General features: G+C 57.3%; 21 protein-coding genes. 8 read left to right on the forward strand and 13 right to left on the reverse strand.

What is annotated here, in order from left to right:
• The first annotated feature begins 4 nt into the window (after positions 1-4).
• The 3 genes from Q1A51_RS16445 to dnaQ are packed head-to-tail and all read left to right on the forward strand — an operon-like array spanning position 5 to position 2,104.
• Positions 5-835, forward strand: coding sequence for a shikimate dehydrogenase (locus Q1A51_RS16445; RefSeq protein ID WP_299600782.1), 831 nt, complete (start codon positions 5-7; stop codon positions 833-835).
• A complete protein-coding gene (gene coaE, locus Q1A51_RS16450) occupies positions 832-1,416 on the forward strand; it encodes a dephospho-CoA kinase (protein ID WP_299600784.1) in 585 nt (194 codons plus the stop codon). Before Q1A51_RS16445 ends, coaE begins: the two co-directional genes overlap by 4 nt.
• Position 1,417: 1 nt before the next feature.
• A complete protein-coding gene (gene dnaQ, locus Q1A51_RS16455) occupies positions 1,418-2,104 on the forward strand; it encodes a DNA polymerase III subunit epsilon (protein ID WP_299600787.1) in 687 nt (228 codons plus the stop codon).
• 46 nt (positions 2,105-2,150) lie between these two features.
• Here the strand turns inward: dnaQ and secB are convergent, their stop codons facing one another.
• Both secB and Q1A51_RS16465 read right to left on the reverse strand, forming a co-directional pair.
• Entirely contained in the window at positions 2,151-2,639 is a 489-nt protein-coding gene (gene secB, locus Q1A51_RS16460; RefSeq protein WP_299600789.1) for a protein-export chaperone SecB, read from the reverse strand.
• A gap of 61 nt (positions 2,640-2,700) precedes the next feature.
• Positions 2,701-3,168 (reverse strand): FxsA family protein, encoded by a 468-nt coding sequence (locus tag Q1A51_RS16465; protein ID WP_299203345.1) that lies wholly within the window; start codon positions 3,166-3,168, stop codon positions 2,701-2,703.
• A gap of 114 nt (positions 3,169-3,282) precedes the next feature.
• On the opposite strand from Q1A51_RS16465, the gene Q1A51_RS16470 reads away from it, so the two are divergent.
• From Q1A51_RS16470 to Q1A51_RS16480, 3 genes are read left to right on the forward strand one after another with little or no spacing between them, the layout of a single operon-like run.
• Positions 3,283-3,942, forward strand: coding sequence for a Tim44/TimA family putative adaptor protein (locus Q1A51_RS16470; protein ID WP_299600793.1), 660 nt, complete (start codon positions 3,283-3,285; stop codon positions 3,940-3,942).
• A 41-nt stretch (positions 3,943-3,983) separates the two neighbouring features.
• Entirely contained in the window at positions 3,984-4,973 is a 990-nt protein-coding gene (locus Q1A51_RS16475; RefSeq protein WP_299600796.1) for a murein transglycosylase A, read from the forward strand.
• Entirely contained in the window at positions 4,970-5,560 is a 591-nt protein-coding gene (locus Q1A51_RS16480) for a Smr/MutS family protein (protein ID WP_299600799.1), read from the forward strand. Before Q1A51_RS16475 ends, Q1A51_RS16480 begins: the two co-directional genes overlap by 4 nt.
• On the opposite strand, the gene Q1A51_RS16485 is transcribed toward Q1A51_RS16480, so the two are convergent.
• The 3 genes from Q1A51_RS16485 to hslU all read right to left on the reverse strand — a co-directional run bounded on the left by Q1A51_RS16485 (position 5,543) and on the right by hslU (position 9,249).
• Positions 5,543-6,787 carry an MFS transporter gene (locus Q1A51_RS16485; RefSeq protein ID WP_299600801.1) on the reverse strand — a complete coding sequence of 415 codons (1,245 nt, stop codon included), beginning with the start codon at positions 6,785-6,787 and terminating at the stop codon, positions 5,543-5,545. The two genes, Q1A51_RS16480 and Q1A51_RS16485, sit on opposite strands and share 18 nt — an antisense overlap.
• Positions 6,787-7,782 (reverse strand): alpha/beta fold hydrolase, encoded by a 996-nt coding sequence (locus Q1A51_RS16490; protein WP_299671409.1) that lies wholly within the window; start codon positions 7,780-7,782, stop codon positions 6,787-6,789. The genes Q1A51_RS16485 and Q1A51_RS16490 overlap by 1 nt, the downstream gene beginning before the upstream one ends.
• A gap of 159 nt (positions 7,783-7,941) precedes the next feature.
• A complete protein-coding gene (gene hslU / locus Q1A51_RS16495; RefSeq protein ID WP_299600805.1) occupies positions 7,942-9,249 on the reverse strand; it encodes an ATP-dependent protease ATPase subunit HslU in 1,308 nt (435 codons plus the stop codon).
• 171 nt (positions 9,250-9,420) lie between these two features.
• Here hslU and Q1A51_RS16500 point away from each other — a divergent pair, with 171 nt between their 5' ends.
• Positions 9,421-9,813, forward strand: coding sequence for a DM13 domain-containing protein (locus Q1A51_RS16500; protein ID WP_299600808.1), 393 nt, complete (start codon positions 9,421-9,423; stop codon positions 9,811-9,813).
• A 53-nt stretch (positions 9,814-9,866) separates the two neighbouring features.
• Here Q1A51_RS16500 and Q1A51_RS16505 read toward each other — a convergent pair whose 3' ends face one another.
• Positions 9,867-10,904, reverse strand: a complete 1,038-nt coding sequence (locus Q1A51_RS16505; protein ID WP_299600810.1) for an aldo/keto reductase — start codon at positions 10,902-10,904, stop codon at positions 9,867-9,869.
• On the reverse strand, positions 10,901-11,458 hold the full coding sequence (hslV, locus tag Q1A51_RS16510; RefSeq protein ID WP_299203375.1) for an ATP-dependent protease subunit HslV: 558 nt from the start codon (positions 11,456-11,458) through the stop codon (positions 10,901-10,903). Before hslV ends, Q1A51_RS16505 begins: the two co-directional genes overlap by 4 nt.
• Positions 11,459-11,556: 98 nt before the next feature.
• Here hslV and Q1A51_RS16515 point away from each other — a divergent pair, with 98 nt between their 5' ends.
• Positions 11,557-12,468, forward strand: a complete 912-nt coding sequence (locus tag Q1A51_RS16515; protein ID WP_299600813.1) for a hypothetical protein — start codon at positions 11,557-11,559, stop codon at positions 12,466-12,468.
• A 32-nt stretch (positions 12,469-12,500) separates the two neighbouring features.
• On the opposite strand, the gene trxA is transcribed toward Q1A51_RS16515, so the two are convergent.
• Genes trxA through tsaE form a run of 6 tightly spaced genes read right to left on the reverse strand, consistent with a single transcriptional unit; the run spans position 12,501 to position 21,274 of the window.
• Positions 12,501-12,821 carry a thioredoxin gene (gene trxA / locus Q1A51_RS16520; protein WP_299203380.1) on the reverse strand — a complete coding sequence of 107 codons (321 nt, stop codon included), beginning with the start codon at positions 12,819-12,821 and terminating at the stop codon, positions 12,501-12,503.
• A 38-nt stretch (positions 12,822-12,859) separates the two neighbouring features.
• Positions 12,860-16,180, reverse strand: a complete 3,321-nt coding sequence (addA, locus tag Q1A51_RS16525; RefSeq protein WP_299600815.1) for a double-strand break repair helicase AddA — start codon at positions 16,178-16,180, stop codon at positions 12,860-12,862.
• Positions 16,177-19,128: a double-strand break repair protein AddB gene (gene addB / locus Q1A51_RS16530; RefSeq protein ID WP_299600817.1), complete on the reverse strand. Its 2,952-nt coding sequence runs from the start codon at positions 19,126-19,128 to the stop codon at positions 16,177-16,179. Before addB ends, addA begins: the two co-directional genes overlap by 4 nt.
• A complete protein-coding gene (locus Q1A51_RS16535) occupies positions 19,121-19,789 on the reverse strand; it encodes a nucleotidyltransferase family protein (protein ID WP_299600820.1) in 669 nt (222 codons plus the stop codon). Before Q1A51_RS16535 ends, addB begins: the two co-directional genes overlap by 8 nt.
• A complete protein-coding gene (locus Q1A51_RS16540; RefSeq protein WP_299600823.1) occupies positions 19,789-20,808 on the reverse strand; it encodes a phosphotransferase in 1,020 nt (339 codons plus the stop codon). The genes Q1A51_RS16535 and Q1A51_RS16540 overlap by 1 nt, the downstream gene beginning before the upstream one ends.
• Entirely contained in the window at positions 20,801-21,274 is a 474-nt protein-coding gene (tsaE, locus tag Q1A51_RS16545) for a tRNA (adenosine(37)-N6)-threonylcarbamoyltransferase complex ATPase subunit type 1 TsaE (RefSeq protein WP_299600827.1), read from the reverse strand. Before tsaE ends, Q1A51_RS16540 begins: the two co-directional genes overlap by 8 nt.
• Between the last annotated feature and the right edge of the window lie 2 nt (positions 21,275-21,276).

The following is a 21,276-nucleotide window of genomic DNA, read 5'->3' on the forward strand; positions in this document are numbered from 1 at the left end:
AAGGATGAGCGATAAAATTCCTTTGGCGGGCGTCATCGGATCCCCCATTTCACATTCAAAATCACCACAATTGCATCGCCACTGGCTCAAGACGCTTGGGTTGCGGGGTGACTATATCCCCATGGATGTTTCCGCGCAGGATCTGGAAACTGTCCTACGGACTTTGCCCAAAGCCGGTTTTGTCGGAGTGAACATCACCATTCCCCACAAAGAGGCGGCATTGGAGATTGCCGATCTTGTCACCGATCGTGCGACGCTGATTGGCGCGGCGAACACCCTGATTTTTCGTAAGGACGGTCAAATCCATGCTGACAACACGGATGGGTATGGTTTCATTGAAAACTTGAAAGCGGGCGCGCCTAACTGGCAACCACATGTTGGTCCCGCAACTGTATTGGGTGCAGGCGGCGCCGCGCGTGCTGTTATCGCATCTCTTCTGGATGCTGGGGCTCCTGAAATTCTTTTAACGAACCGCACCCGGGTTCGCGCAGAAAAGCTGGCTGACGACTTTGGAAAGAAGGTGTCGGTCGTAGATTGGGTTCAGGCAGGGAACATTCTTGAGGACTCGGCGCTGGTGGCGAACACAACGTCACTCGGAATGATCGGCAAACCTGCAATGCGCATCCCCTTGGATGGTCTGCGGCGCGACACCCTTGTCACTGATCTTGTTTACACGCCGCTGAAGACTGACTTGCTTGCGGCGGCAGAGGCTGCGGGCTGTGTGACTGTTGATGGGCTTGGTATGTTACTGCACCAGGCAGTGCCCGCCTTTGAGCGTTGGTTTGGTCATCGGCCCGCAGTGGACAGTGCCGCGCGCGCTGCGGCTTTGAGATGACATTCAAACTTGGGCTGACCGGATCCATTGGAATGGGCAAATCCACAACAGCCCAGATGTTCACGGACGAAGGGTGTGCGGTATGGGATGCCGATGCTGCTGTTCATCGTCTGTATGGGCAAAACGGCGCAGCGGTTGCCCCAATCGGAAACATATTCCCTGGTGCTGTCGTGGATGGAGCCCTCTCTCGCGATGCGTTGCGCGCCATCATCTCGCAGGATGAAAATGCTCTAGCTCGTATAGAGGCAATTGTGCACCCGCTGGTTGCCGATGACCGGGCGCGGTTTGTTGCTACAACAAACGCCGAAATCGTCGTCTTTGACATCCCGCTTCTGTTTGAAACAGGTGGCGATGCAGGGATGGATGCTGTCGCCGTTGTTCACGTAGACGCTGAAACACAAAAGGCGCGTGTCCTTGAACGTGGGACGATGAGCGAAGACCAGTTTTATGCAATCTTGGAAAAACAGATGCCAAGTGCTGAAAAATGTGATCGCGCCGACTTTGTGATCGAAACCGACACGGTTGAACATGCCCGGGCTCAGGTTCATTCTGTGGTTCAACAGATCAAAAGGGGGTTGTGACATGCGTGAAATCGTTCTCGACACTGAAACGACCGGGTTTGACCCCGAAGGCGGCGACCGGATTGTTGAAATCGGAGCCATTGAGCTGATCGGCCATGTCCCGACGGATAAAGTGTTTCACGAATACATCGACCCGGAGCGCTCGATGCCGCAGGAGGCGTTCGAAGTGCACGGGCTGGGCGACGACTTCCTTCGCGGTAAGCCAAAGTTTGCGGAGCTGGGCCAAAAATTCCTGGACTTTGTGGGTGATGCAAAGCTGGTGATCCATAACGCAGCCTTCGATATGAAGTTTCTGAATGCTGAACTGAAATGGATAGGGCTACCGCAACTTCCATTTGATCGCGCTATCGATACGCTCGATATAGCCCGCCGCCGCTTTCCCGGCTCACCTGCTTCACTGGACGCATTGTGCCGTCGATTTGGAATCGACAACTCCGCCCGAACGCTGCACGGCGCTTTGCTCGACAGTGAAATCCTGGCCGAAGTTTATCTGGAACTGATTGGCGGACGTCAGCCCGACTTCGGGTTGTCGACGTCATCCGGGTCTGGGTCCAATACGATCGAGGTCGAAAGCTGGACGCCGCCGCCCCGCCCACGTGCTTTGCCATCTCGGGTGACTGGACAAGAGCGTGAGGCCCATGCGGCGTTTGTCGCCAAACTGGGCGATGACGCCCTTTGGCCGAAATAAGAAAGGCCCGGTGCGATGACCGGGCCTTCCTGCATATTCACATCTATTAGTTGATCGGCTGTTCGGCCGGCGCTGCCTCTTTCTGACGGCGCGCGATTTCGTTCCGATAAAGAGATACGAAGTCGATGTTCTCAAGGTTCAGCGGCGGGAAGCCACCGTCGCGCGTGATGTCGCTGACCACACGGCGCAGGAATGGGAAGATCATGCGAGGGCATTCGATCAGCAGGAAAGGATGAAGCTGGTCTTCTGGTACGTTTTCAATGTGGAACATGCCAACATAGTCAACTTCGAGAACGAAAAGGACCGTGTCCCCCTCTTTCGCCTTTGATGTCACGTTCAGCTTGATCGCGCTTTCGTACTGGTTCTCCTGGCCGCGCTTCTTGGCGTCCAGATTGACTTGCACCTGTACATCGGGCTGCACGTCTGGCGCTGCGCCCTTTTGCGACACGATGTTTTCAAATGACATGTCGCGAATATATTGGCCCAGCACACGCATCTGCGGCGCTGCGGGTGGTGTGGCTTGTTCTTCGGCCATCAGCTCTTTCTCCGAGGGAAACGATAAATCCCGCGCTTCGTATCAGCTTGGGCCCCTGGCCTCAATGCTTGGTCCAGCCTGATGGCCCCCGAACTTCACGCTGATCGGGATCAACTTCGGTGTATTCACCCTCAACAATGTCTGGCCGCGGCGGTCTTTGGCCGTGAGTTGAGAATGTGGTGACGTTGATGCGGCTTCGTGCCCAACGGAAAACAGCAAGCCGCACGCCCGGCACAAGCAGTGCAAATCCGACCGCATCCGTGAAGAAACCCGGGGTTAGCAGCAAGGCACCGGAAAACAGGATCATGGCCCCGTGCGCCAATGCTTCGCTTGGGTCGCGCATCTGGCTGAAGGATGATTTTACCTGCCCCAGCGCCTGCATGCCCTGAGCACGCACCAGCATAGTGCCCAGAACAGCCGTGATGACAACAATCAGCAGGGTCCAGCCCAAACCGATGGCACCGCCAACCTGTATGAACAGGGCAATCTCGATCAATGGGACCAGAAGAAAGGCCAGAAACAGCCACATCCGCATTATCCTTTCGTTTCCACAAGGAGCCGTACAGTGGACTTGCGTCCCCCGTGCACCTACATAAGGGTCCGACAAGGCTGTTGCCACCCGACCCCGAATGACGAGGCATTAATGAATTCTCCGCTTATCCAGTTGCTGGTCCTTGCTGGCATCGCTGTTTTCCTGATCCTGCGCTTGAAAAACGTGCTGGGAACGCGCGAAGGATTCGAACAGCCCCCCGCTCCGAATCAGGTGTCTGAGCGTTCTGGCAAACTTGATTTTGAAGTGATTGAGGGCGGCCCCGACCTGGATATCACCGACCATGTTGACGAAGACAGCAACGCCGCCAAAGCGCTGGCGGAAATGAAACGGGTTGAACCATCTTTTCAGGTGTCTGACTTCTTGCAGGGTGCCCGCGGCGCTTATGAGATGATCGTAATGGGATATGAACAGGGTGATTTGGCCGATATTCAACCCTTCCTGTCAGAAGAGATTTATGAGTCGTTCGTGGATGGTGTTGCTGCCCGCGAGGATCAAGGTCTGACCATCGAGGCCGAATTTATCGGCGTCCGGGAGCTGAAACTGATGGACGCCACCTTTGATCCTGAAACGGGCGAAGGTGAGCTTACCATCCGTTATGTTGCAGAATTGAAATCCGCTGTTCGCGATCAGGGCGGAGATATCGTAGAAGGTAGCCTAACTGAGGTGAAGCGGCAGAAGGACACATGGGCCTTCGCCAGAACCATGGGGGCAAACGACCCGAATTGGCTACTGGTGTCTACAGACGCGTAGTACGTTCCTGCGCCTTAACATTCTGCGCGATTTTCTGGACCATGACCGCCGCTGCCTCTGATGTGAAGTACACGGTGTTGGACTTTGCAGCACTGGATGGTTGGGCGCAGGATGATCACGCCGCAGCGCTGACCACGTTTCGCAATACATGCAAGGATATGGACGACCCTGATTGGCGGTCTCTGTGCGCCTTGGCGGGTGACGTTCCGGATGCGCGTGCTTTTTTCGAACTGTTTTTCCGTCCCGTTCTGATCGAAGATGGCGCTCCTGCGCTGTTCACGGGCTACTTTGAGCCGGAGTTGGACGGATCGCGCCGCCGCAGCGCGCGCTACCGTTTCCCAGTCTACGCCATGCCACCCGAAGCGCGGCACATCCGCCCTTGGTTAACCCGCCGCCAGATCCTCGAAGGACCGGTGATGCAAGGTCGTGGCCTCGAGATTGCCTGGGTCGATGATCCGGTCGAGTTGTTCTTTCTTCAAATCCAGGGTTCCGGTCGTATTCGTCTGCCCAATGGGCAAATGATGCGCGTCGGGTTCGGCGGAGCAAATGGGCACAAGTATCGATCCATCGGGGCAGAGCTGGTGCGCCGCGGCACATTTGCTTCACATCAGGTGAGTGCGCAGGTCATCCGAAACTATGTCCGAAACAACCCGGTCGTTGGCGAAGAGCTGCTGTACCACAACCCATCCTATGTGTTCTTCCGCGAAGTGAGCGAAGTGCCAGCTGACCGCGGACCGTTGGGTGCCATGAACCGGTCCATCACGACCATGCGGTCCATCGCGGTCGATGCGGCTTTTGTTCCTTTGGGCGCGCCCGTATGGATCGAAAAAGATGGGAACGGACCCTTGCGACGATTAATGATCGCGCAGGATACTGGATCGGCCATCAAAGGTGCACAACGCGCTGACGTGTTCTTTGGCACCGGGGACAAAGCAGGCCGGGATGCCGGGCGTTTGAAGGACCCAGGCCGGATGATGGTGTTGATGCCGATCCAACGTGCCTATGCCCTGTTGCCTGAGAGTGCGATATGACCCGCCGCAAGTTGCGCCCAGACGAAGAAGAGCTGTGGCGAAAAGTGGCGGACAGGACCGATCGTTTGCACCCTGAAAAGCCATTTCATCCAGACGATTTCGTCACAACGCCCGCGCCGAAACCGCGCTTGAAGCATACGTTTGAAGTTACCGCGGCGCTGGGCAAACCATCTGCTTCTAGGCCAACTACCGCGGTGAACCTGACGCCCTCCATCGTGGATCAAGTTACGACCCAGCCGGTGCAGATGGATCGCAAAGCGTTCACTCAGATGAAGCGCGGTAAGCTTAAGCCTGAGGGTAAGCTGGACCTGCATGGCATGACTCTTGATCGCGCGCACCCCGCGCTTACGCGTTTTATTTTGTCTGCGCAGTCTCAAGGCAAACGGTTGGTTCTGGTCGTGACGGGCAAAGGCAAGAACCGCGATGATGATAGCCCCATACCAGTGCGTTTTGGCGTGCTGCGTCATCAGGTGCCGCAATGGTTGTCCATGCCACCTTTGTCTTCGGTCGTGTTGCAGGTCAGTCAGGCCAACGTTCGCCATGGCGGTGGCGGCGCATACTATGTGTATCTACGCCGTCAGCGGTAGATCGTTGCGTGCCCGCTGTATTCCGATCCACATGCTGGCAGTCGCCAACAGGAAATAGACAGCCACACCCACGTATTGCACATTCAGATCAACGCCCAAGTCGATCAGCCCACCAGTGAGACCGGGTCCGATTGCTGAGCCCAACACCATGACCGCAGCAGCCATTGCCTTGATCGCACCAATGTGGCGCGTGCCATAAAACTCCGCCCAGAACGCATTGGGTAAGGTCGAGTTTGCACCGGTTGTCAGGGCCAGAAACACGAAGCCGATGGCGGCCGCAGCCAGCGATTGTGCAAGTGCAAAGGTTACGAAGGCCACAACCATTGGCAGCTGGAAAAAGGGGATCAGCCGGGCAGTGCCGAACCGATCCAATGCGATGCCGGACAGGATCATCGCCCCGATTCCGACAACGGTGTAAATGGGAAACAAAGCCACAAGGGACAGGTGTGACCACCCCTTGATCTCCGCAAAATAGACCTGCTGGAAGAAGAATGCAGTGTTGAAAGCAGCCGGGCCAATCAGCGCCGGCACCATGAACCAGAACAGCGGGTGACCTAACGTATCTGTGCGTGTCCAATGGCTGGCTTTCATCCCGACGCTCTGGTTTTCGTCGGCCATGGATTGTGGTGTGCGTTCTTCCCCCAACAGACGCCACAGGATGGGTACACCCAGTAGTGCGATGGCAGCAGCCAGAACCCACAACACGCGCCAATCCAGAAATGCCATTAATGCCACAAAGAGCAGTGGCAAAATTGCCTCGCCCAAAGAAAACCCCAAAGTCGCTACCGCAAGTGCCCGACCGCGCGTCGCCACGAACCAGCGCGCCATCGCGACAATTGCAATGTGGCTTGTCATACCTTGCCCGGTCAGACGCAGCGTGAATATCACGATAGGCAGAAATGCAGCGTATGGATTAACAGCCATCAACAGGCACGACCCAGCAAGCAACGCGAGCACGATCATACCCAAGCTCCGAGCGCGGAAACGGTCTGTCAGGCCGCCTGCCCAGATCATGACCACAGCGGATGCAGCGGTTCCAAGACCATAGATTGCGCCCCAGCTTCCGTGGGTGAGGGAAAACTCACCCTGGATCTGTGCTGCAAAGATCGAGATGAAAAATGTCTGCCCAAAGGATGACAGCAAGGTCAACAGCGCACCAGCCGCCAGCCATTGCCGGTTGCTCTTCAGAAAGTGGCCCAGAGGCTGCGACCCTGAAATGGTCGCCACTAGCGGGCCTCGCTGCGGATTGCACTGGTTGAGGGTCGGCGTGGCGGGGATTGGATGCGGCGCGCGCCTGGAATAGTCAGCACCGACCCGGCCCGTCCGCGCAAGAACTCACTGTCCAGTTCAGATGAGCGGCGAAGTAGCTGGATCAAAGCGGGCGATCCCGCCGCAACGAAATGGTTGCCGGATTTCCGATCGCTGAACGCGGTCACGTCGACGACCGTAATCGGCAAGTCTGCGACGGCGTCAGTGTTTTGGATGTTGCCCAGTTGGGTCCTTTCGCCGCGCAGTCGTGATGACAGGCGCAAGATTGCATCCTTACGTGACACCATAACAACAAAAGGATCCGGTGCCGTCTGGATACGAGAAAACTGACTGCGAAAGACATCGACGTTAATGTCGGGGGACAAAAGGATCACACCACTGACATTCCGGCCTACCCAACCGGGCTCCGCGATGTCGAGCTGGCGGAGCGTTTCCATCACCAATGCACTGCCCATCGAATGAGCGACGAGGACGATATCTGGCTGTCCCACAGATCGGATCAAGTGCATCAGATCAGCAAGGCCATCGCGGGCAAACAGTGCGCTGTCCTGATCATATTCATACCCAAGTGGGTTACCACGGCTGGGCCATGAATAGGTGACATGGGTACCAGGCAACTCTAGGTCCTCGGCCATTTGCGCAATCCGGAAAGCGGAGTTGGTAAAACTGTTGTTGAACCCATGAACGAACAGGGTCACGTCGCGCTCGGATGGGGGATGCGATGCAAGATCAGCGGCCAGAGCTCTGCGAAACACATCGTTTGATTCGTAGATGTTCAATGCGGCAATTGTAAAATCGCGGTCTGGTTTCGGGCGCTCCTGACCGTCCGATACGCTACCCAATGTACGACCGGGCGGAAGCGATACCTTGGCCTGCAACAGGTTCAAGGAAGCAGACCTGCCAATTCCAAATTCTCCGGCCGCATTCATGCTGCGCGTGGTGCCGATGAACACGTCGCGGTTTTTTCCGACTAGCTGGGCCTCGGGCAAAATGGGCGCAGCCGTCCTGTCACTGCACGCAGCAACGATAAGAACTAGAATAAATAGAATCGCGCGCATCAAATACCCCTGCCCGATCATCCCATGGGATGTACCCGAGCAGGAAGCAAACAGCTAGAGTACGTAACGACTGACGTCCGTGGATCGCGCAAGTTCGCCGAGGTGGGTTTCGACGAAATCAGCATCAACGGTGATCTCGTCTCCGGCCCGGTCAGGTGCATTGAACGAAAGCTCTTCAAAAACGCGCTCCATCACGGTGTAAAGGCGACGGGCGCCAATGTTCTCGACACTCTTGTTTACGTCTGCTGCAATACGAGCCAAGGCGCGAATGCCTTCGGGTTCGAAGGTCACCGTCACCTTTTCGGTCTGCATCAAAGCGGTGTATTGCAGTGTCAGTGCATTGTCCGTTTCTTCCAAAATCCGTACGAAATCGTCTTCGGTTAGATCGCGTAGTTCGACGCGGATGGGCAGTCGGCCTTGCAGTTCCGGCAAAAGGTCGGATGGCTTTGCAATGTGGAAGGCGCCGGATGCAATGAACAGGATGTGGTCCGTCTTGACCGGCCCATGTTTTGTGCTGACGGTGGTTCCTTCGATCAGCGGCAACAGGTCACGCTGAACGCCCTCGCGGCTGACATCCGCGCCGCGCGCATCAGAGCGGGCGCAGACCTTGTCGATCTCGTCCAGGAAAACGATACCGTTCTCCTGAACGGCCTCCAATGCCGTCTTGGTCACGGTTTCGTCGTCGAGCAGCTTGTCGGCTTCTTCACCGATCAATACTTCATAACTCTGCGCGACCGTCAGCTTTTTTCGCACGGTACGACCGCCCATCGCTTTGCCAAAGATGTCGCCAAGGTTCATCATGCCCATGCCGCCTCCGGGTTGGCCGGGGATGTCCATGGTCGGGAACGGGTTGCTGGTGTCGGCGACGTCCAGTTCGATCACGGTATCGTCCAACTCACCCGACTTCAGCTTCTTGCGGAACATCTCGCGGGTGGCATCGCGAGCATCTGTGCCAGCAATGGCTTCGATGACCCGCTCCTCTGCCGCTTGGTGGGCGTTGGCCTTCACGTCTTCACGCATATATTCCCGTGTTTCCACGATGGCAGCGTCCACCAGATCACGGATGATTTGCTCCACGTCACGCCCGACATAACCAACCTCGGTGAACTTGGTTGCCTCGACCTTCAGGAATGGCGCACGTGCCAGTTTGGCCAGACGGCGGCTGATCTCGGTCTTACCGACGCCGGTTGGACCGATCATCAGGATGTTCTTGGGATAAACCTCATCCCGAAGATCATCATCCAGCTGCTTTCTGCGCCAGCGATTCCGCAGCGCAACAGCAACTGCGCGCTTGGCATCTTTCTGGCCAATGATGAATCGATCAAGTTCTGAGACGATTTCGCGGGGGGTCAGGTCAGTCACAAGCGGCCCGTTTGTTACAAGTTTCACGCCCTACCTATGCGAAAACTGGCGAAACGCAACGATTGACGGGCATTTCATCAACACAGCGTCACTTGCGCGAGAGGTTGGGTTATTTTGTCGCGGCATAGGCGTACCTTGTTTCCATTAAATCAATCCCTCGGAGACGATCCCATGACCAACCGCCGCTCATTCCTAATTGGGTCCGCCACCCTGATGGCGTCCACTGCACTGCCAACTTTTGCGCTAGCTGGTGGACATGGCCGCATCGGTGAATTCACTGGCAAAAGCAATCACGTGACCAAAGGCCGTGCCGAAGTGGTCACCAAGAACGGCAAAAGCCAGGTGATCCTACTGGATGATTTCTGGTTCGATGGCGCCCCCGATCCCAAGGTTGCGCTGGGCCGTGACGGCTATGACAGCGATACGCTTATGGGTTTGCTGCAAGCCAATTCAGGCAAGCAGACCTTTGACGTGCCCGACGGCATTGACGCCGCAACCTACAACGAAGTGTGGATCTGGTGCGAGAAGTTCAACGTTCCGTTGGGCGTTGCCAAGCTGAACTGATCCTGCTTTCTATCAGGAGGAAGGCCGCTGCATTTGCAGCGGCCTTTTTTCGTTCACGACAGAATTTTGGTATTCAATTCATCTGTCATCATCGCATCGAACCAATGCGGATACCTCTTGGCAGGGGGCGCGATGCCGGACAGTTTCGCCAATTCGTTATCAGCCAATTCCAGCTGTGGCGCGGCCAAGGCCGCATCCAGATGACTCATCTTCGAGGCACCGAAAATCACGCTATGTCCGCGGTCCTGAGCGAGCAACCATGCCAAGGCCACGGTTGCCGGATGTACGTTGTGAGTTTTTGCAATATCGGCCAGCGTTTCTATCATCGTGCGGGCGGTTGTGGTGTCGATACCAAGGAAATCGCCGCCTTCACTCAACCGTCCGTCGCCCTCCTCCAGTTTCCCCGGATCGTACTTGCCTGACAGCAAACCGCCAGCCAGCGGTGACCAGGCCATAAGCCCACCGCCCATCTCGGCCATCATGGGCAAGACATCCAGTTCGATATCCCGTGCCACCAGATTGTACAGATACTGTCCGGCGATGAAGGGCGTCATCCTGTGGTCACGCTGGTACTGCACGGCGCGGGCCATGTGCCAGGCGGGCCAGTTCGATACACCAACATAGCGCACCTTGCCTGCTTCAATAGCGGTTTGAAGTGCGGCCAGAGTTTCTTCCATCGGCGTCGTGAAATCGGTTTTGTGCAGCACCAAAAGATCGATGTGGTCCATCCCCATACGGTCCAGGCTGCCGTCGATCTGCTTGAGGACGTGACTGCGATTTAGACCTGCATCCCCCACCTGATCTGTCTGACGAAAGCCAAGCTTTGTACAAATCACTGCCTCGTTTCGGCGCTTTCCCAACGCTTTCCCAAGAATATCTTCGGATTCACCGCTCGAATACCCGTCGGCGGTATCAAAGAAGTTCACGCCGGCATCCAGAGCATGGCCGACCATCTCAGTCGCGGCGTCCTGACCGACCTTTGCAACACCGGGAATCCACTCGGATCCATGGTTGAAGGTCATAGTACCAAAACACATGCGGCTCACGATCAAGCCGCTGTTGCCCAGACGTGTATATGTCATCTCGGTCATTTGCTGATCTTCTCCACTGTCAGGTTGCCGTTGGTATAAACGCAGATGTCGGCCGCGATTTGCATCGCGTCGCGCGCGACGGCTTCGGCATTACGGTCGCTGTCCATCATGCCCCTTGCGGCGGCAAGGGCGTAGTTTCCACCAGATCCGATCGCTGTTACATCGTGCTCAGGCTCCAAGACGTCACCTGCGCCAGTGATAACGAACATGTCGGCGCCATCTGATACGATCAGCATCGCCTCAAGCTTTTGAAGGTATTTGTCGGTGCGCCAGTCCTTGGCCAACTCGACGCTCGCACGCGCCAATTGACCCGGGGTTGCTTCCAGCTTGCTTTCCAGTCGTTCTAGCAAGGTGAATGCATCCGCCGTGGATCCGGCGAAACCCGCCACCACATCATATCCACCAGGGCTAAGCCGACGCACCTTACGCGCCGTCCCCTTGATGACAGTCTGTCCAAGAGACACCTGGCCATCCCCGGCAATGACGACTTCGCCGCCCTTCTTAACACCGATGATCGTGGTCCCGTGCCATCCGGGAAAGTCTGAGCTGGCCATTTGGCTCTCCTTCAACAGTTGGGGGGATATATGGCGGTCAGCTCACGGACGGGCAAGGGCCGGTTGCTCGCTCGATCCGCTGCGCCTAGGGTCCGATCATGTCGCACCCCAAACGTGTTCGCTTTTACCTTAATGACGGCACGCGTCGCCGGGCTAGGAATGGAGAACACAACTTCATCGCCAAGATTGTGCATGTGTTGGAACGAACCGGATACGAGATATCCTATCATGCGAACACAATGGTCGAGCGCTTGAAGGCGGGCACGCGACGTGGCTATGCGCTTTGCGAGATGACGCCGCCGCCAAACAAGCGTGCGATGACGTTTCGCCGCGTCTATCACTATCCGTTTTGGCAAATTCAGGCGTCTGACAAGCGCTGGGAGTGGGATGTTGCGCAGGCGCGTTTCGATCCTTTGGCTTGCCCTCAAAAAGATGCGCGGCGTTTCTTTTCCTACTGGCAGGCGCGGATTTGTGGGCCGCTGCTTGATCATGTCGGTGACGATGATTTCATCTACGTGCCGCTACAGGGTCGCCTGACGGATCACCGTTCCTTTCAATCCTGCAGTCCGATCGACATGCTCGTCCAGACGCGCGCCGCCTGCCCCGGAAAGCGGATCATTGCGACCTTGCACCCAAAAGAAACCTACAGCCCGGATGAGATGACGGCACTGAATGAAGTGCAAAGGCGTGACCCGGACCTCAGCATTCAGACTGGCGGGCGGGACGCCTTACTGCCACGCTGCTCGTATATTGTGACGATGACGTCGAGCGTGGCGTTCGATGGGATGTTTTTTGGAAAGCCTGCAATTGCGTTTGGTCAAACCGACTTTCATCACGTGATGCTAGATGGGCAAGACCCGGATGCATTCGACCGCATCCAGTCGCACCGGCCTGATTACGCCGCATATCTGTGGTGGGTGTGGCAGCACATGGCAATCAACGGAGGCCATGGCAGTGCCGAGGCCAAGATTGCTGAGAAACTGTCCGCTGCCGGTTGGCCGATAGAGTAAGGGCACCCGTCTTGCGGATGCCCTCGGAATTCTCAGATGCTCTCTTCGATCCAGCTTTGCAATGCAGCCTTAGGCGCGGCCCCAGCCCGGTTCGAAACGATTTCACCGTTCTTGAAGATGAAAAGTGCCGGAATACCTCGGACACCCATCTGCGCAGGTGAGTTCGGGTTTTCATCCACGTTCACCTTGGCGATCTTGATCTTGCCTGCCATTTCGGCCGATAGCTCCTCGAGGGCTGGGCCAATCTGCTTGCACGGGCCACACCATTCGGCCCAAAAGTCCACCACAACGGGGACATCGGAATTTTTGACTTCGGCGTCGAAAGTTGCGTCTGTGACTGCCACGGTTGCCATGTGAGTTCTCCTGCCAGGCTCAAGCGTAGGCTGGCAACCTAGGTACCCCCCAGAGCATCGTCAAGATATGGCGTGCCCGACAACGCCGACGTCACGATATCGTGCGGAACGGACATCAGTGCGCCTGTGTGAGTCCACAGAATGCTTAGCCGAATGGTGTGATCAGGATAAATTTGAGCCATTGCATGGGCATAGGCGCCCATCTGTCGCAACACACCTTCCGGTGTTTGCTCTGGTTTTTCCGGAATGACGCGGTTTGTCTTGAAATCGATCACGTGCACAGTATCCGAGGTCACGTGCAGCCGGTCGATCATTCCGTGCATTCGGCGTTTTCCAAGCGATGCGGTCACGGGTACCTCGGCCAGCACGTCATCAGCAAAAAGCCATGACAGCGTTGGATCAGATCGAATGCGATCTGCTTGCGCCTCAGCCTCAGTTTTCAGGTCATCGGGCAGGTTGGCGTCACGCAATGCCCGCGCACCTATTTCGGGTGCTTCCAATAACGCATGTACAGCAGTTCCGAAGGTCTTGGCGGTTTCTTCATCAAGCCCGTCGCCGGGAAGCGCCTTGGGACCGCCCAAAGCCGATGGCGAAAGCGTTTCTGGCAGTGCTGCTGGGCTTGGCGCAGCTTCCTCATAAATGGCCGGTAGGGATATACCCGGTTCAGCTTTTGCCATCCCGATGCTTGTTGTTGAAAACGCCCAATCGCCATGTTGCAGACGCAGGCCTGAACCTACCGGCGTGTCCAGCGCCGTTGCATCGTCTGCCTCCATGCCGGCCTGAACGCGTTGATGCCAATCGTCACCATTTCTATCAAGCTCGCCCGCTGCTCCGACAATCAACCACTTCTCTGCTCGTGTTAGGGCCACATAAAGCAATCTCAGCGACTCTTGCCGCTGCGCCGCCTTCATCTCGTCCAGTCGGGTTGCCATCCGTGCCGGCAGTTGGGTCGATGGCATCTTCCAGACGGGTGTATCATTGATGTCGATGATATTGTTGCGGACCTGAAAGTCGCGTTTGCCGCATTCGGGCAGGATCACGATGGGCGCTTCCAGCCCCTTTGACCCATGCACAGTCATTACCCGGATCTGGTTTGATGCGCTGTCGATCTGGCGTTTGACTTCCAGATCGTCCGTTTCCATCCAGGTCAGGAAACCTGTCAGGCTGGGCACTTCGCTGCGTTCGTACGATAATGCTTGTGACAGAAGCGCGTTTATCCCATCCTCGGCTTCGGTCCCCAGCCGTGCCAACATCCGCTGACGTCCACGATGTCGGGTCAGCATGCGTTCGATCAGATCATAGGGGCGCAGAAAGTCGATATTGTCCCGCAAGTCCCGCAGAACCGAGACCGTTTGAGGGTAATCCTCAGTTTTTGTGCGCAAGCTGCGCCACAATTCGTCTTCGGTTCGGTGATGCGCAAGGGTGTACAAATCCTGTTCAGACCACCCGAACAGAGGTGACCGTAGTGCAGTCGCCAGCGACAAGCTGTCCTCGGGCGTAGCGAGGAACGACAGAAGTGCACCAAGGTCACGGACAGCGGTTTCCGCCCCCACCTTGAGGCGATCCGCCCCAGCGATGGGAAGCCCTAACTCTTTGCAGGCGCGAATGATGTCGGGAAAGATGCCGCCGCGCCGTTGGACAAGGATCAGGAAATCCCGCGGTTGCACGGGTCTTGACCCCTTTGCATCCGGGATCAATGTGCCCTCATCCAGCATCTGCTTGATTTGCCCGGCGACTGCCATCGCCAGCGTTCGAAACTGGTGTTCAGGACTGCGCCGATCCACGGGGTCATACCATTCCCGTTCCGGTGTCTTTTCTGGTTTTGGCACCAAGGGCCACAAATCGACGCGCCCAGGCAGATCAGCGTTGAACGCAATATGCTGACCATCGCCGAAACCGGCGCCACTTTCGGTTTCAAAGACCTTGTCGACCAAATTTAGGATCGCAGGCGATGACCGGAATGAAAAATCAAGGCTCCTGCCCCACAGTTTCTGATCCGATTCAGCCAGTTTAGAGCCGAATTCTGATTGCATCCGGTCAAATTCGCGCGGGTCTGCGCCCTGGAAGGAATAGATCGACTGCTTTTTGTCACCCACAACAAAGATTGTGCGGGTCACGTCTGTTCGCGCGCCCTCTCCGCTTGAAAACTCCTCGGCCAGACGTCGGATCACATCCCATTGGGTCGGGCTGGTATCCTGTGCCTCGTCCACGAGGATATGATCGATACCACCGTCGAGCCGATATAGAACCCACGCCGCCACGCGGTCATCGCTGAGCAGCTGCTGCGCCTTCTGGATCAGATCATCAAAATCCAGCCAACCGCGGCGTTGCTTTGCTTCCGTGTACCGCCTGGCAAACTTGCGGGCGAACTGGTGCAGAGCAACGGTGTGTTCAGCTGCATCAAGGGCAAGTCGCGCTTCGCGTGCCACCTCAACCCGTTCAATCAGGGCCTCAAGCTGCGGCAGAAGATGTGCAGCATGCTGTTGTGTTGATTTCGTTGGAAAGCGCTTCTTGCGGGTTCCAGCTTGGGTCAGAAACGCGGCCTCCGCAATCGAAAGGCTTTCGGTGTCGAGAGCGACAATTTCCTTTAGCGTCTCACCGACTGCTTTGTCAGTTACACCTTGCGTCGCCAAAATCGGCAACAGATCTTGCAACATGTCCCAATCGCCGGGCGCAAAGGTGGCATCGACAATACTGTCATGTGTCAGATCACTGGATTGTCCAAGCAAGACAAGCGCATCGCCATTGCTCAGATCATAGAATTTCGCTGCCTTGCTTGCGATTTCCTTAGTGAGCGCAAGAAAATCCTCGCCCTTGTACTGAGCGGCAAGCCGCACAAGCACGTCGGCGTCCTCACCATCCGCCATCTGATCCACAAGCTCCGCCCGTAAAAGGTCGGCGGCGCGATCTTCGATCTCTGTAAACTGTGGGCTCACCCCCGCTTCGAGCGGAAAGCGCCGTAACAGAGACGCACAAAACGAGTGAATCGTTTGAATTTTCAGCCCACCGGGTGTTTCGATTGCCATCGCAAAAAGGGTACGGGCGTGGCTCAACTCTTGCGCTGTGGGTGTGTGCTCTAGCCCCAGCTCCGCCAACTCCAACCGCAATACGTTGTCGTCCAGCATGGCCCACGCACCCAAGCGCTGAAACAGCCGGTTCTGCATCTCCGATGCTGCCGCCTTGGTGTACGTCAAACACAGGATATTCTGAGGCTTCACGTCTTCCAGCAACAAGCGCGCGACCCTGTCCGTCAAAACGCGCGTCTTGCCCGACCCCGCGTTGGCCGATAGCCAGGTGGACTGCATGGGCTGTGCCGCCTCCTGCTGACGGCGGGTGGCTTCGTTTGCCAGTCCGGTCATGTCAGCACCTCTGACGTCGGTTCTTGCGTCACGTCCCATTCGCCAAAGCGCGCAAGTTGGTCGTAATCCCGCGCCTCGCGATCCTCGTAAAGCGCGCGACGCGAGGTATAGCCCTTGTCCCCCTCAAGATACGCACTCAGTAACCCGACGAGTTCTGCAAGGATCTGGCCCGGTGTCTCAACGTCCAATGGCGCATCTTCGGTCTTGGGATTGCTGCCCATCCCGATGAATTGTGCAGCACGGACAGGGCGTGGACCTAGGGTGGCAAACCCACCTTCCTCGACCATGGCCGCTTCGATCAACAATTGCTTGTCAAAATGCTTCTGCTGATCTTTGGTTGGGGGCGCACCGGTTTTGTAGTCATACAAAATGACTGTTCCGGCATCGTCCACATCTATCCGATCCGCACGCCCCTCCAACTCGGTCTTGACGGCTTGCAGGGTAAGTTTTCCAACCGCCTCATTCTCAAACAACGTTGGTGTCGCGATGGACTGCCGCACCATTTCCGTCTCAACAAGCCACTCGGCTGCCCGCCCAAACCGCGCGAGCCACAGCGCACGGGCTGCGGGCCAAGGCACGTCCCGGTTCAGGACGTTGCGGGCGTGCGCCATGAGCGTGTCGACGGTCAAAGCAGTGTCGTCATTCAGCGTCTCGCGCACGAAACGCTCCATCACGTCATGCGACAGGATTCCGCGCAACAGCGCATCCGGTGTTTGCACCAGGGGTCGCAATGCCCGCAGGCGCAGCACGTGCTTGGCATAGATGGCATAGGGGTCGCGGATCAGTGTCTGGACTTCAGTCACGGTAAACCGACGAGGACGCGCGGACACGGGTGGGCAAGGTGAGGGGCGGTGCGCCTTTGGAGCCTCTCCAGCTCGATCCAGTTCCCGGGACAGCGCCAACCAATGTGCGCCACGAGTCCTCATGGCGTCCCAGTGATCCGGTTCTCCCTGTACCGCCAATCCTTGCAGCAGGTTGCGCAGCCTGTTTATCCAACGTGACGGCACTGTTTCCGCATCATCCGACCGGATGGAGCGGGTCAGCCAGACCTCCGGTGCGGCGATTGCCTGCTGGAAGTCGTGTGCCGATAGGCCAATGCGCCGTTCAGGTAGAAGCAAACCGGCATCAAAGCGCATCTTTCGGTTCAGCCATGGATCGGGCGCTGGCGGTTCGGGCCATGTGCCGTCGTTCAATCCGGCAAGGATCACAAGGTCAGCCCCCTGAACACGTGCCTCAAGCGTGCCCCAGATCATAATGTTCGGGTGCGGCATGTCGCGGTCCCGTACATCCTCGCCCTGGCGCAAAGCGGTTGCGACCAGAGCCGTGTAGTCGCGGGCAGACATCTCACCGCCGTAACCCGCATGTTCGGCCAAGCCATCCATTACGTTTCGCGCTGCCTGACCGGCCTTCTTTTGCCATAGCTCGCCCGCATCCGCGCCGTTTGGTCCCTGCGCCAGCGTTTCGGCAAGGGTGCGATGCAGTGAAACCCAAGTCTCCAACGTCAGAGTTCCGGCGATTTCGCGACCACACAGAACGTCGCTGATCCATGCAGCCCATGGTTCGATCTCTTCCACGTGCTTGGTGGCCTTCAGGGCACAGCGCATCAAGCCTTCTGGATTGGGATACGGCAGGCCGTCCTTGCGAATCCGCAATTCAAGTCTTTGCGTGTTCAGTTGGTGCAAGTTTCGATCAGCGCCGGAGTGAGACAGCGGATGCTTAAGCAGGGTCAGCAGTGCTTCGGCGTCCAACGGAGCTTGAAAAAGCGCTGCCACATGGCGCAATAACCGTCCTGGCGGTGACAGGTGCAGGGGCGTGCCGGCACTGTCATCGGGTAGGATGTCCCAGCGATCCAGCGCCGCTGTGACCTGCCGCGTCAACATGCGGTCTGGCGTTATCAGAGCCGCTTTTTCCCCGGTTTCGGTCGCTTGCCGCAAGCGCATGGCGATGGCAATCGCCTCGGTGCGCGGGGTATCAGCCTCGACAAGTGTGATGGCGTCCGTGGCCGGGCCAAGTTCGGTCAGTTTTGGCCCTTCCTCTCGCCACGTGTCCGTGACGGGCGCAGGGCGCAGCGCCAGCGAAACAAGCGCGTTGCGTGATGCAGAGACCGGGGCTAACGGTGTCCATGGTTCAACATCCGACGGATGTAGGTCGAGCGCACGACATAGTTTCAGAAAGCGGAATTGCGGGTGATCTTCCGCCGCCTGATCTTGGGCCAGAGCACCCCAAACGTGACTGGGCATGTGATCATCAAAACCGGGCAGCAACACTGCGCCCTGCGGCAGTGCGGCCACTGCCTGCATGAGCAACAACGTCGTGCCGCGCGACCCTGTTGAGCCGACAACAAGCAATGGATCTGTGGGCGGTGTATGCGCCCAGTTATCAGCCAACCGCAGAACGGTTTCACGTTGCCGGGCCTCGGGGTCCGGCGCGCTGCTGCTGGCGTTGATGTAGTCCTGCGCGATGGCGATGAACTGCTGCGCGCGCGCCCAATGTCCAGACTGATCAGACACATCCAGTTGCGCAATATCGGCTGCGCTCACGCCTTCGCCCTGCATCTCGTCCATAAGGGTGGCCAGGCTGTCGGCAAGATCAAAAGGCCCTGCATCAGGTGCAAGATCTGGCTGGCGTTCGATCAGGTTCTGGATCAGCGTGGCCAGCTCAAGCCTTCGCCGCAAGGGCGAAGCGGCGGTGGGCAAGGGTGAAGCTGGCAACAGATCATCCAACTGCGTGATCATACGGATGCGCGGCAGCAGACATGCGGGTCCCTCGTCAAACAACGTGCGCAAGCGTCTGGCCATACGCGTGGTGTTGACCAGCAACGTGACCTTCACCCACGCTTCAGGTGGTGCACTGCTCAAGCGGTCTTCAAGCCCGCGTACCACAGCAAGGGGGAAGTCGATGCCGGGCGCGCATCCGAACAGACGGGCCTTGTCCGATGGATCAAACATGGTGGTCCCGCAACATATTTTCGGCGATCGTGATTCCGTCAGGATGGCCGACATCGGACCAATGACCGGGATAGGACAAACCGAAAAGGCGCCCCTGTTCGGCCATCATGTTCCACGGGACGTTCAGAGAGAACGCATGTTCTTCCACCTTGTTCAGAAGGTCCGTCTTCATGATCTGTGCGCCGCCATAGACCATGTCGCCACCGCGATGCAGGCGACCGTCTTGGTCGATGCGAAAATCTCCCATGCCGTTCCGGCCATGTACCCGTGCGAGCGGGACACATATCAGCAGCGCATCCATCTGTTCCGGGTTCCAGGCGTCCAGCAACAAGCGCAACGGGTTTGGTCCGGCCCAGATCGCATCTGGATTCAGGGTCAGAACCGGGTCACCTTCCAGCAGCGGCAAGGCGTTGCGTAGCCCGCCGCCTGTTTCAAGAATATCGGGTTCTTCCCGTAACGTGATCACAGGGCGATTGGCCAGATACGCTTCAAGCACATGAGGCAAATAATGCAGGTTGATGACCACACGTGGCGGCTTGACCGCCTCTGCAGTCTCAAGCGCATGATCAATGAGAGGTTTGCCCGCTACAGGGATCATCGGTTTGGGTTGCGATTGGGTCAGGTGTTTCATGCGCGTCCCGAACCCGGCCGCAAAGATCATTACGGCTGGGGAATCGTTTGGCATTGGTTTTTTAGGCTTTGTAGGATGGTGGGTGTTGGTGCAGGCAATGCCGTACGGACGACGGGTGCGATATCGGTCGCAACTGGGTGTGAGAGGCCGGTTTCGATGTGGCCCCAGACCCGCGGAATCAGATCGATGTAATGGGGTTTGCCTCTTGCAAGACATAGCCGTGCAAAAACACCAAGAATACGCAGGTTGCGTTGTAAGCCCAGCAGGGCATAGGTGTCGCGGAATGCTGGTGGTTCAACGTTTGCCGCTGCTATGTATCGGTCAACCATTTTTGTTTGTACGTCCAGCGACACGTCGCGACGCGCATCTTGCAGCACGGACACGAGATCATAAGCGGGATGGCCCAGCATCGCGTCCTGATAATCCAGAAGGCCAACACGTTTCAGCCCTGAACGCTCGGGCAACCAGATCAGGTTTTCAGCGTGGTAATCTCGCTGGACGAGCACCGGTTTTTCAGAATCCAGAGGTTCGAGGGCCGCATACATAGCCGTATCGAACGCGGCGCGCGCGTCTGCATCAACTGATCCGACAGCGCCGCGCTGGTACCAATCAAAGCTCAAACAGGCGACATCGGTCATGAAGCGTGCATTATAGCGTGCCAAATCCGGCGGCGCTGCCATGTGCAAATGCAGCAATACGTCAATCGCCGCTTTGTAAAGTGGCGCTTCGCGGCTTTTGTCCGCCGTGATCAGTCGGGCAAACAAGTCATCGCCCAAGTCTTCGATAAGCAGGAAACCTTGCGTGGTGTCTTCACCGTAGATTTGCGGCGCTGAAAGACCCACGCTGCGCAGGTAGTTTGTGACGTTTACGAACGGACGCACATCTTCGCCCTTGTGTGGCGGGGCGTCCATCAGGATGCGCGTTTCACCATCCAATGTGAGCCGGTCATACCGTCGGTTTGACGCATCCCCGGCGACCAGCTCAGACGCGGCTTCGCCCCAGCCTGAGCCTTGGAGAAAACCTGCCCTCAATTTTGCGCGGTCAAGCATTGGCCGTGACCTGTTCCAAGCGATCCAACCAACGTGGGTCGGTCCAATGCAGAGTTGCGGTGCGACCCTCTCCCGCGGTCTGGATCGTGATGGTCAATGCCGTGGCGGGCGTCAAAGGACCCAACCGATCAGGCCATTCAACCAGGCAAATCGCGTCTTCAAAAGCGTCCATCAGGCCCAGCTCGTCAATCTCTGTATCCGCTGAGACGCGGTATAGGTCCGTGTGCCAAAGCGCGCCGTTCCGGGTGTCATAGATCTGCACCAACGTGAAGGTCGGCGATGGCACATCTTCGGGTTCCAGAAGTACGGATTGGATAAGGGCGCGTGCAAAATGGGTCTTACCCGCCCCGACATCACCCTCCAGCAAGACGACATCACCAGCGCGAAGAACAGGGCCAAGTGCCACCCCGGCGCGCGTGGTTTCTTCTTCGGATGGCCAATGAAAGGTGAGGGTGGCGGGCGTCATCC

Origin of the sequence: uncultured Tateyamaria sp., assembly GCF_947496075.1 — a bacterium.
Classification (GTDB): Bacteria; Pseudomonadota; Alphaproteobacteria; order Rhodobacterales; family Rhodobacteraceae; genus Tateyamaria.

Coding starts and splice junctions, on each gene's coding strand:
- Q1A51_RS16445 (WP_299600782.1), top strand. CDS start 5: ATGAGCGATAAAATTCCTTTGGCGGGCGTCATCGGATCCCCCATTTCA.
- coaE (WP_299600784.1), top strand. CDS start 832: ATGACATTCAAACTTGGGCTGACCGGATCCATTGGAATGGGCAAATCC.
- dnaQ (WP_299600787.1), top strand. CDS start 1,418: ATGCGTGAAATCGTTCTCGACACTGAAACGACCGGGTTTGACCCCGAA.
- secB (WP_299600789.1), bottom strand. CDS start 2,639: ATGGCCGAAGAACAAGCCACACCACCCGCAGCGCCGCAGATGCGTGTG.
- Q1A51_RS16465 (WP_299203345.1), bottom strand. CDS start 3,168: ATGTGGCTGTTTCTGGCCTTTCTTCTGGTCCCATTGATCGAGATTGCC.
- Q1A51_RS16470 (WP_299600793.1), top strand. CDS start 3,283: ATGAATTCTCCGCTTATCCAGTTGCTGGTCCTTGCTGGCATCGCTGTT.
- Q1A51_RS16475 (WP_299600796.1), top strand. CDS start 3,984: ATGACCGCCGCTGCCTCTGATGTGAAGTACACGGTGTTGGACTTTGCA.
- Q1A51_RS16480 (WP_299600799.1), top strand. CDS start 4,970: ATGACCCGCCGCAAGTTGCGCCCAGACGAAGAAGAGCTGTGGCGAAAA.
- Q1A51_RS16500 (WP_299600808.1), top strand. CDS start 9,421: ATGACCAACCGCCGCTCATTCCTAATTGGGTCCGCCACCCTGATGGCG.
- Q1A51_RS16505 (WP_299600810.1), bottom strand. CDS start 10,904: ATGACCGAGATGACATATACACGTCTGGGCAACAGCGGCTTGATCGTG.
- hslV (WP_299203375.1), bottom strand. CDS start 11,458: ATGGCCAGCTCAGACTTTCCCGGATGGCACGGGACCACGATCATCGGT.
- Q1A51_RS16515 (WP_299600813.1), top strand. CDS start 11,557: ATGTCGCACCCCAAACGTGTTCGCTTTTACCTTAATGACGGCACGCGT.
- trxA (WP_299203380.1), bottom strand. CDS start 12,821: ATGGCAACCGTGGCAGTCACAGACGCAACTTTCGACGCCGAAGTCAAA.
- addA (WP_299600815.1), bottom strand. CDS start 16,180: ATGACCGGACTGGCAAACGAAGCCACCCGCCGTCAGCAGGAGGCGGCA.
- addB (WP_299600817.1), bottom strand. CDS start 19,128: ATGTTTGATCCATCGGACAAGGCCCGTCTGTTCGGATGCGCGCCCGGC.
- Q1A51_RS16535 (WP_299600820.1), bottom strand. CDS start 19,789: ATGATCTTTGCGGCCGGGTTCGGGACGCGCATGAAACACCTGACCCAA.
- Q1A51_RS16540 (WP_299600823.1), bottom strand. CDS start 20,808: ATGCTTGACCGCGCAAAATTGAGGGCAGGTTTTCTCCAAGGCTCAGGC.
- tsaE (WP_299600827.1), bottom strand. CDS start 21,274: ATGACGCCCGCCACCCTCACCTTTCATTGGCCATCCGAAGAAGAAACC.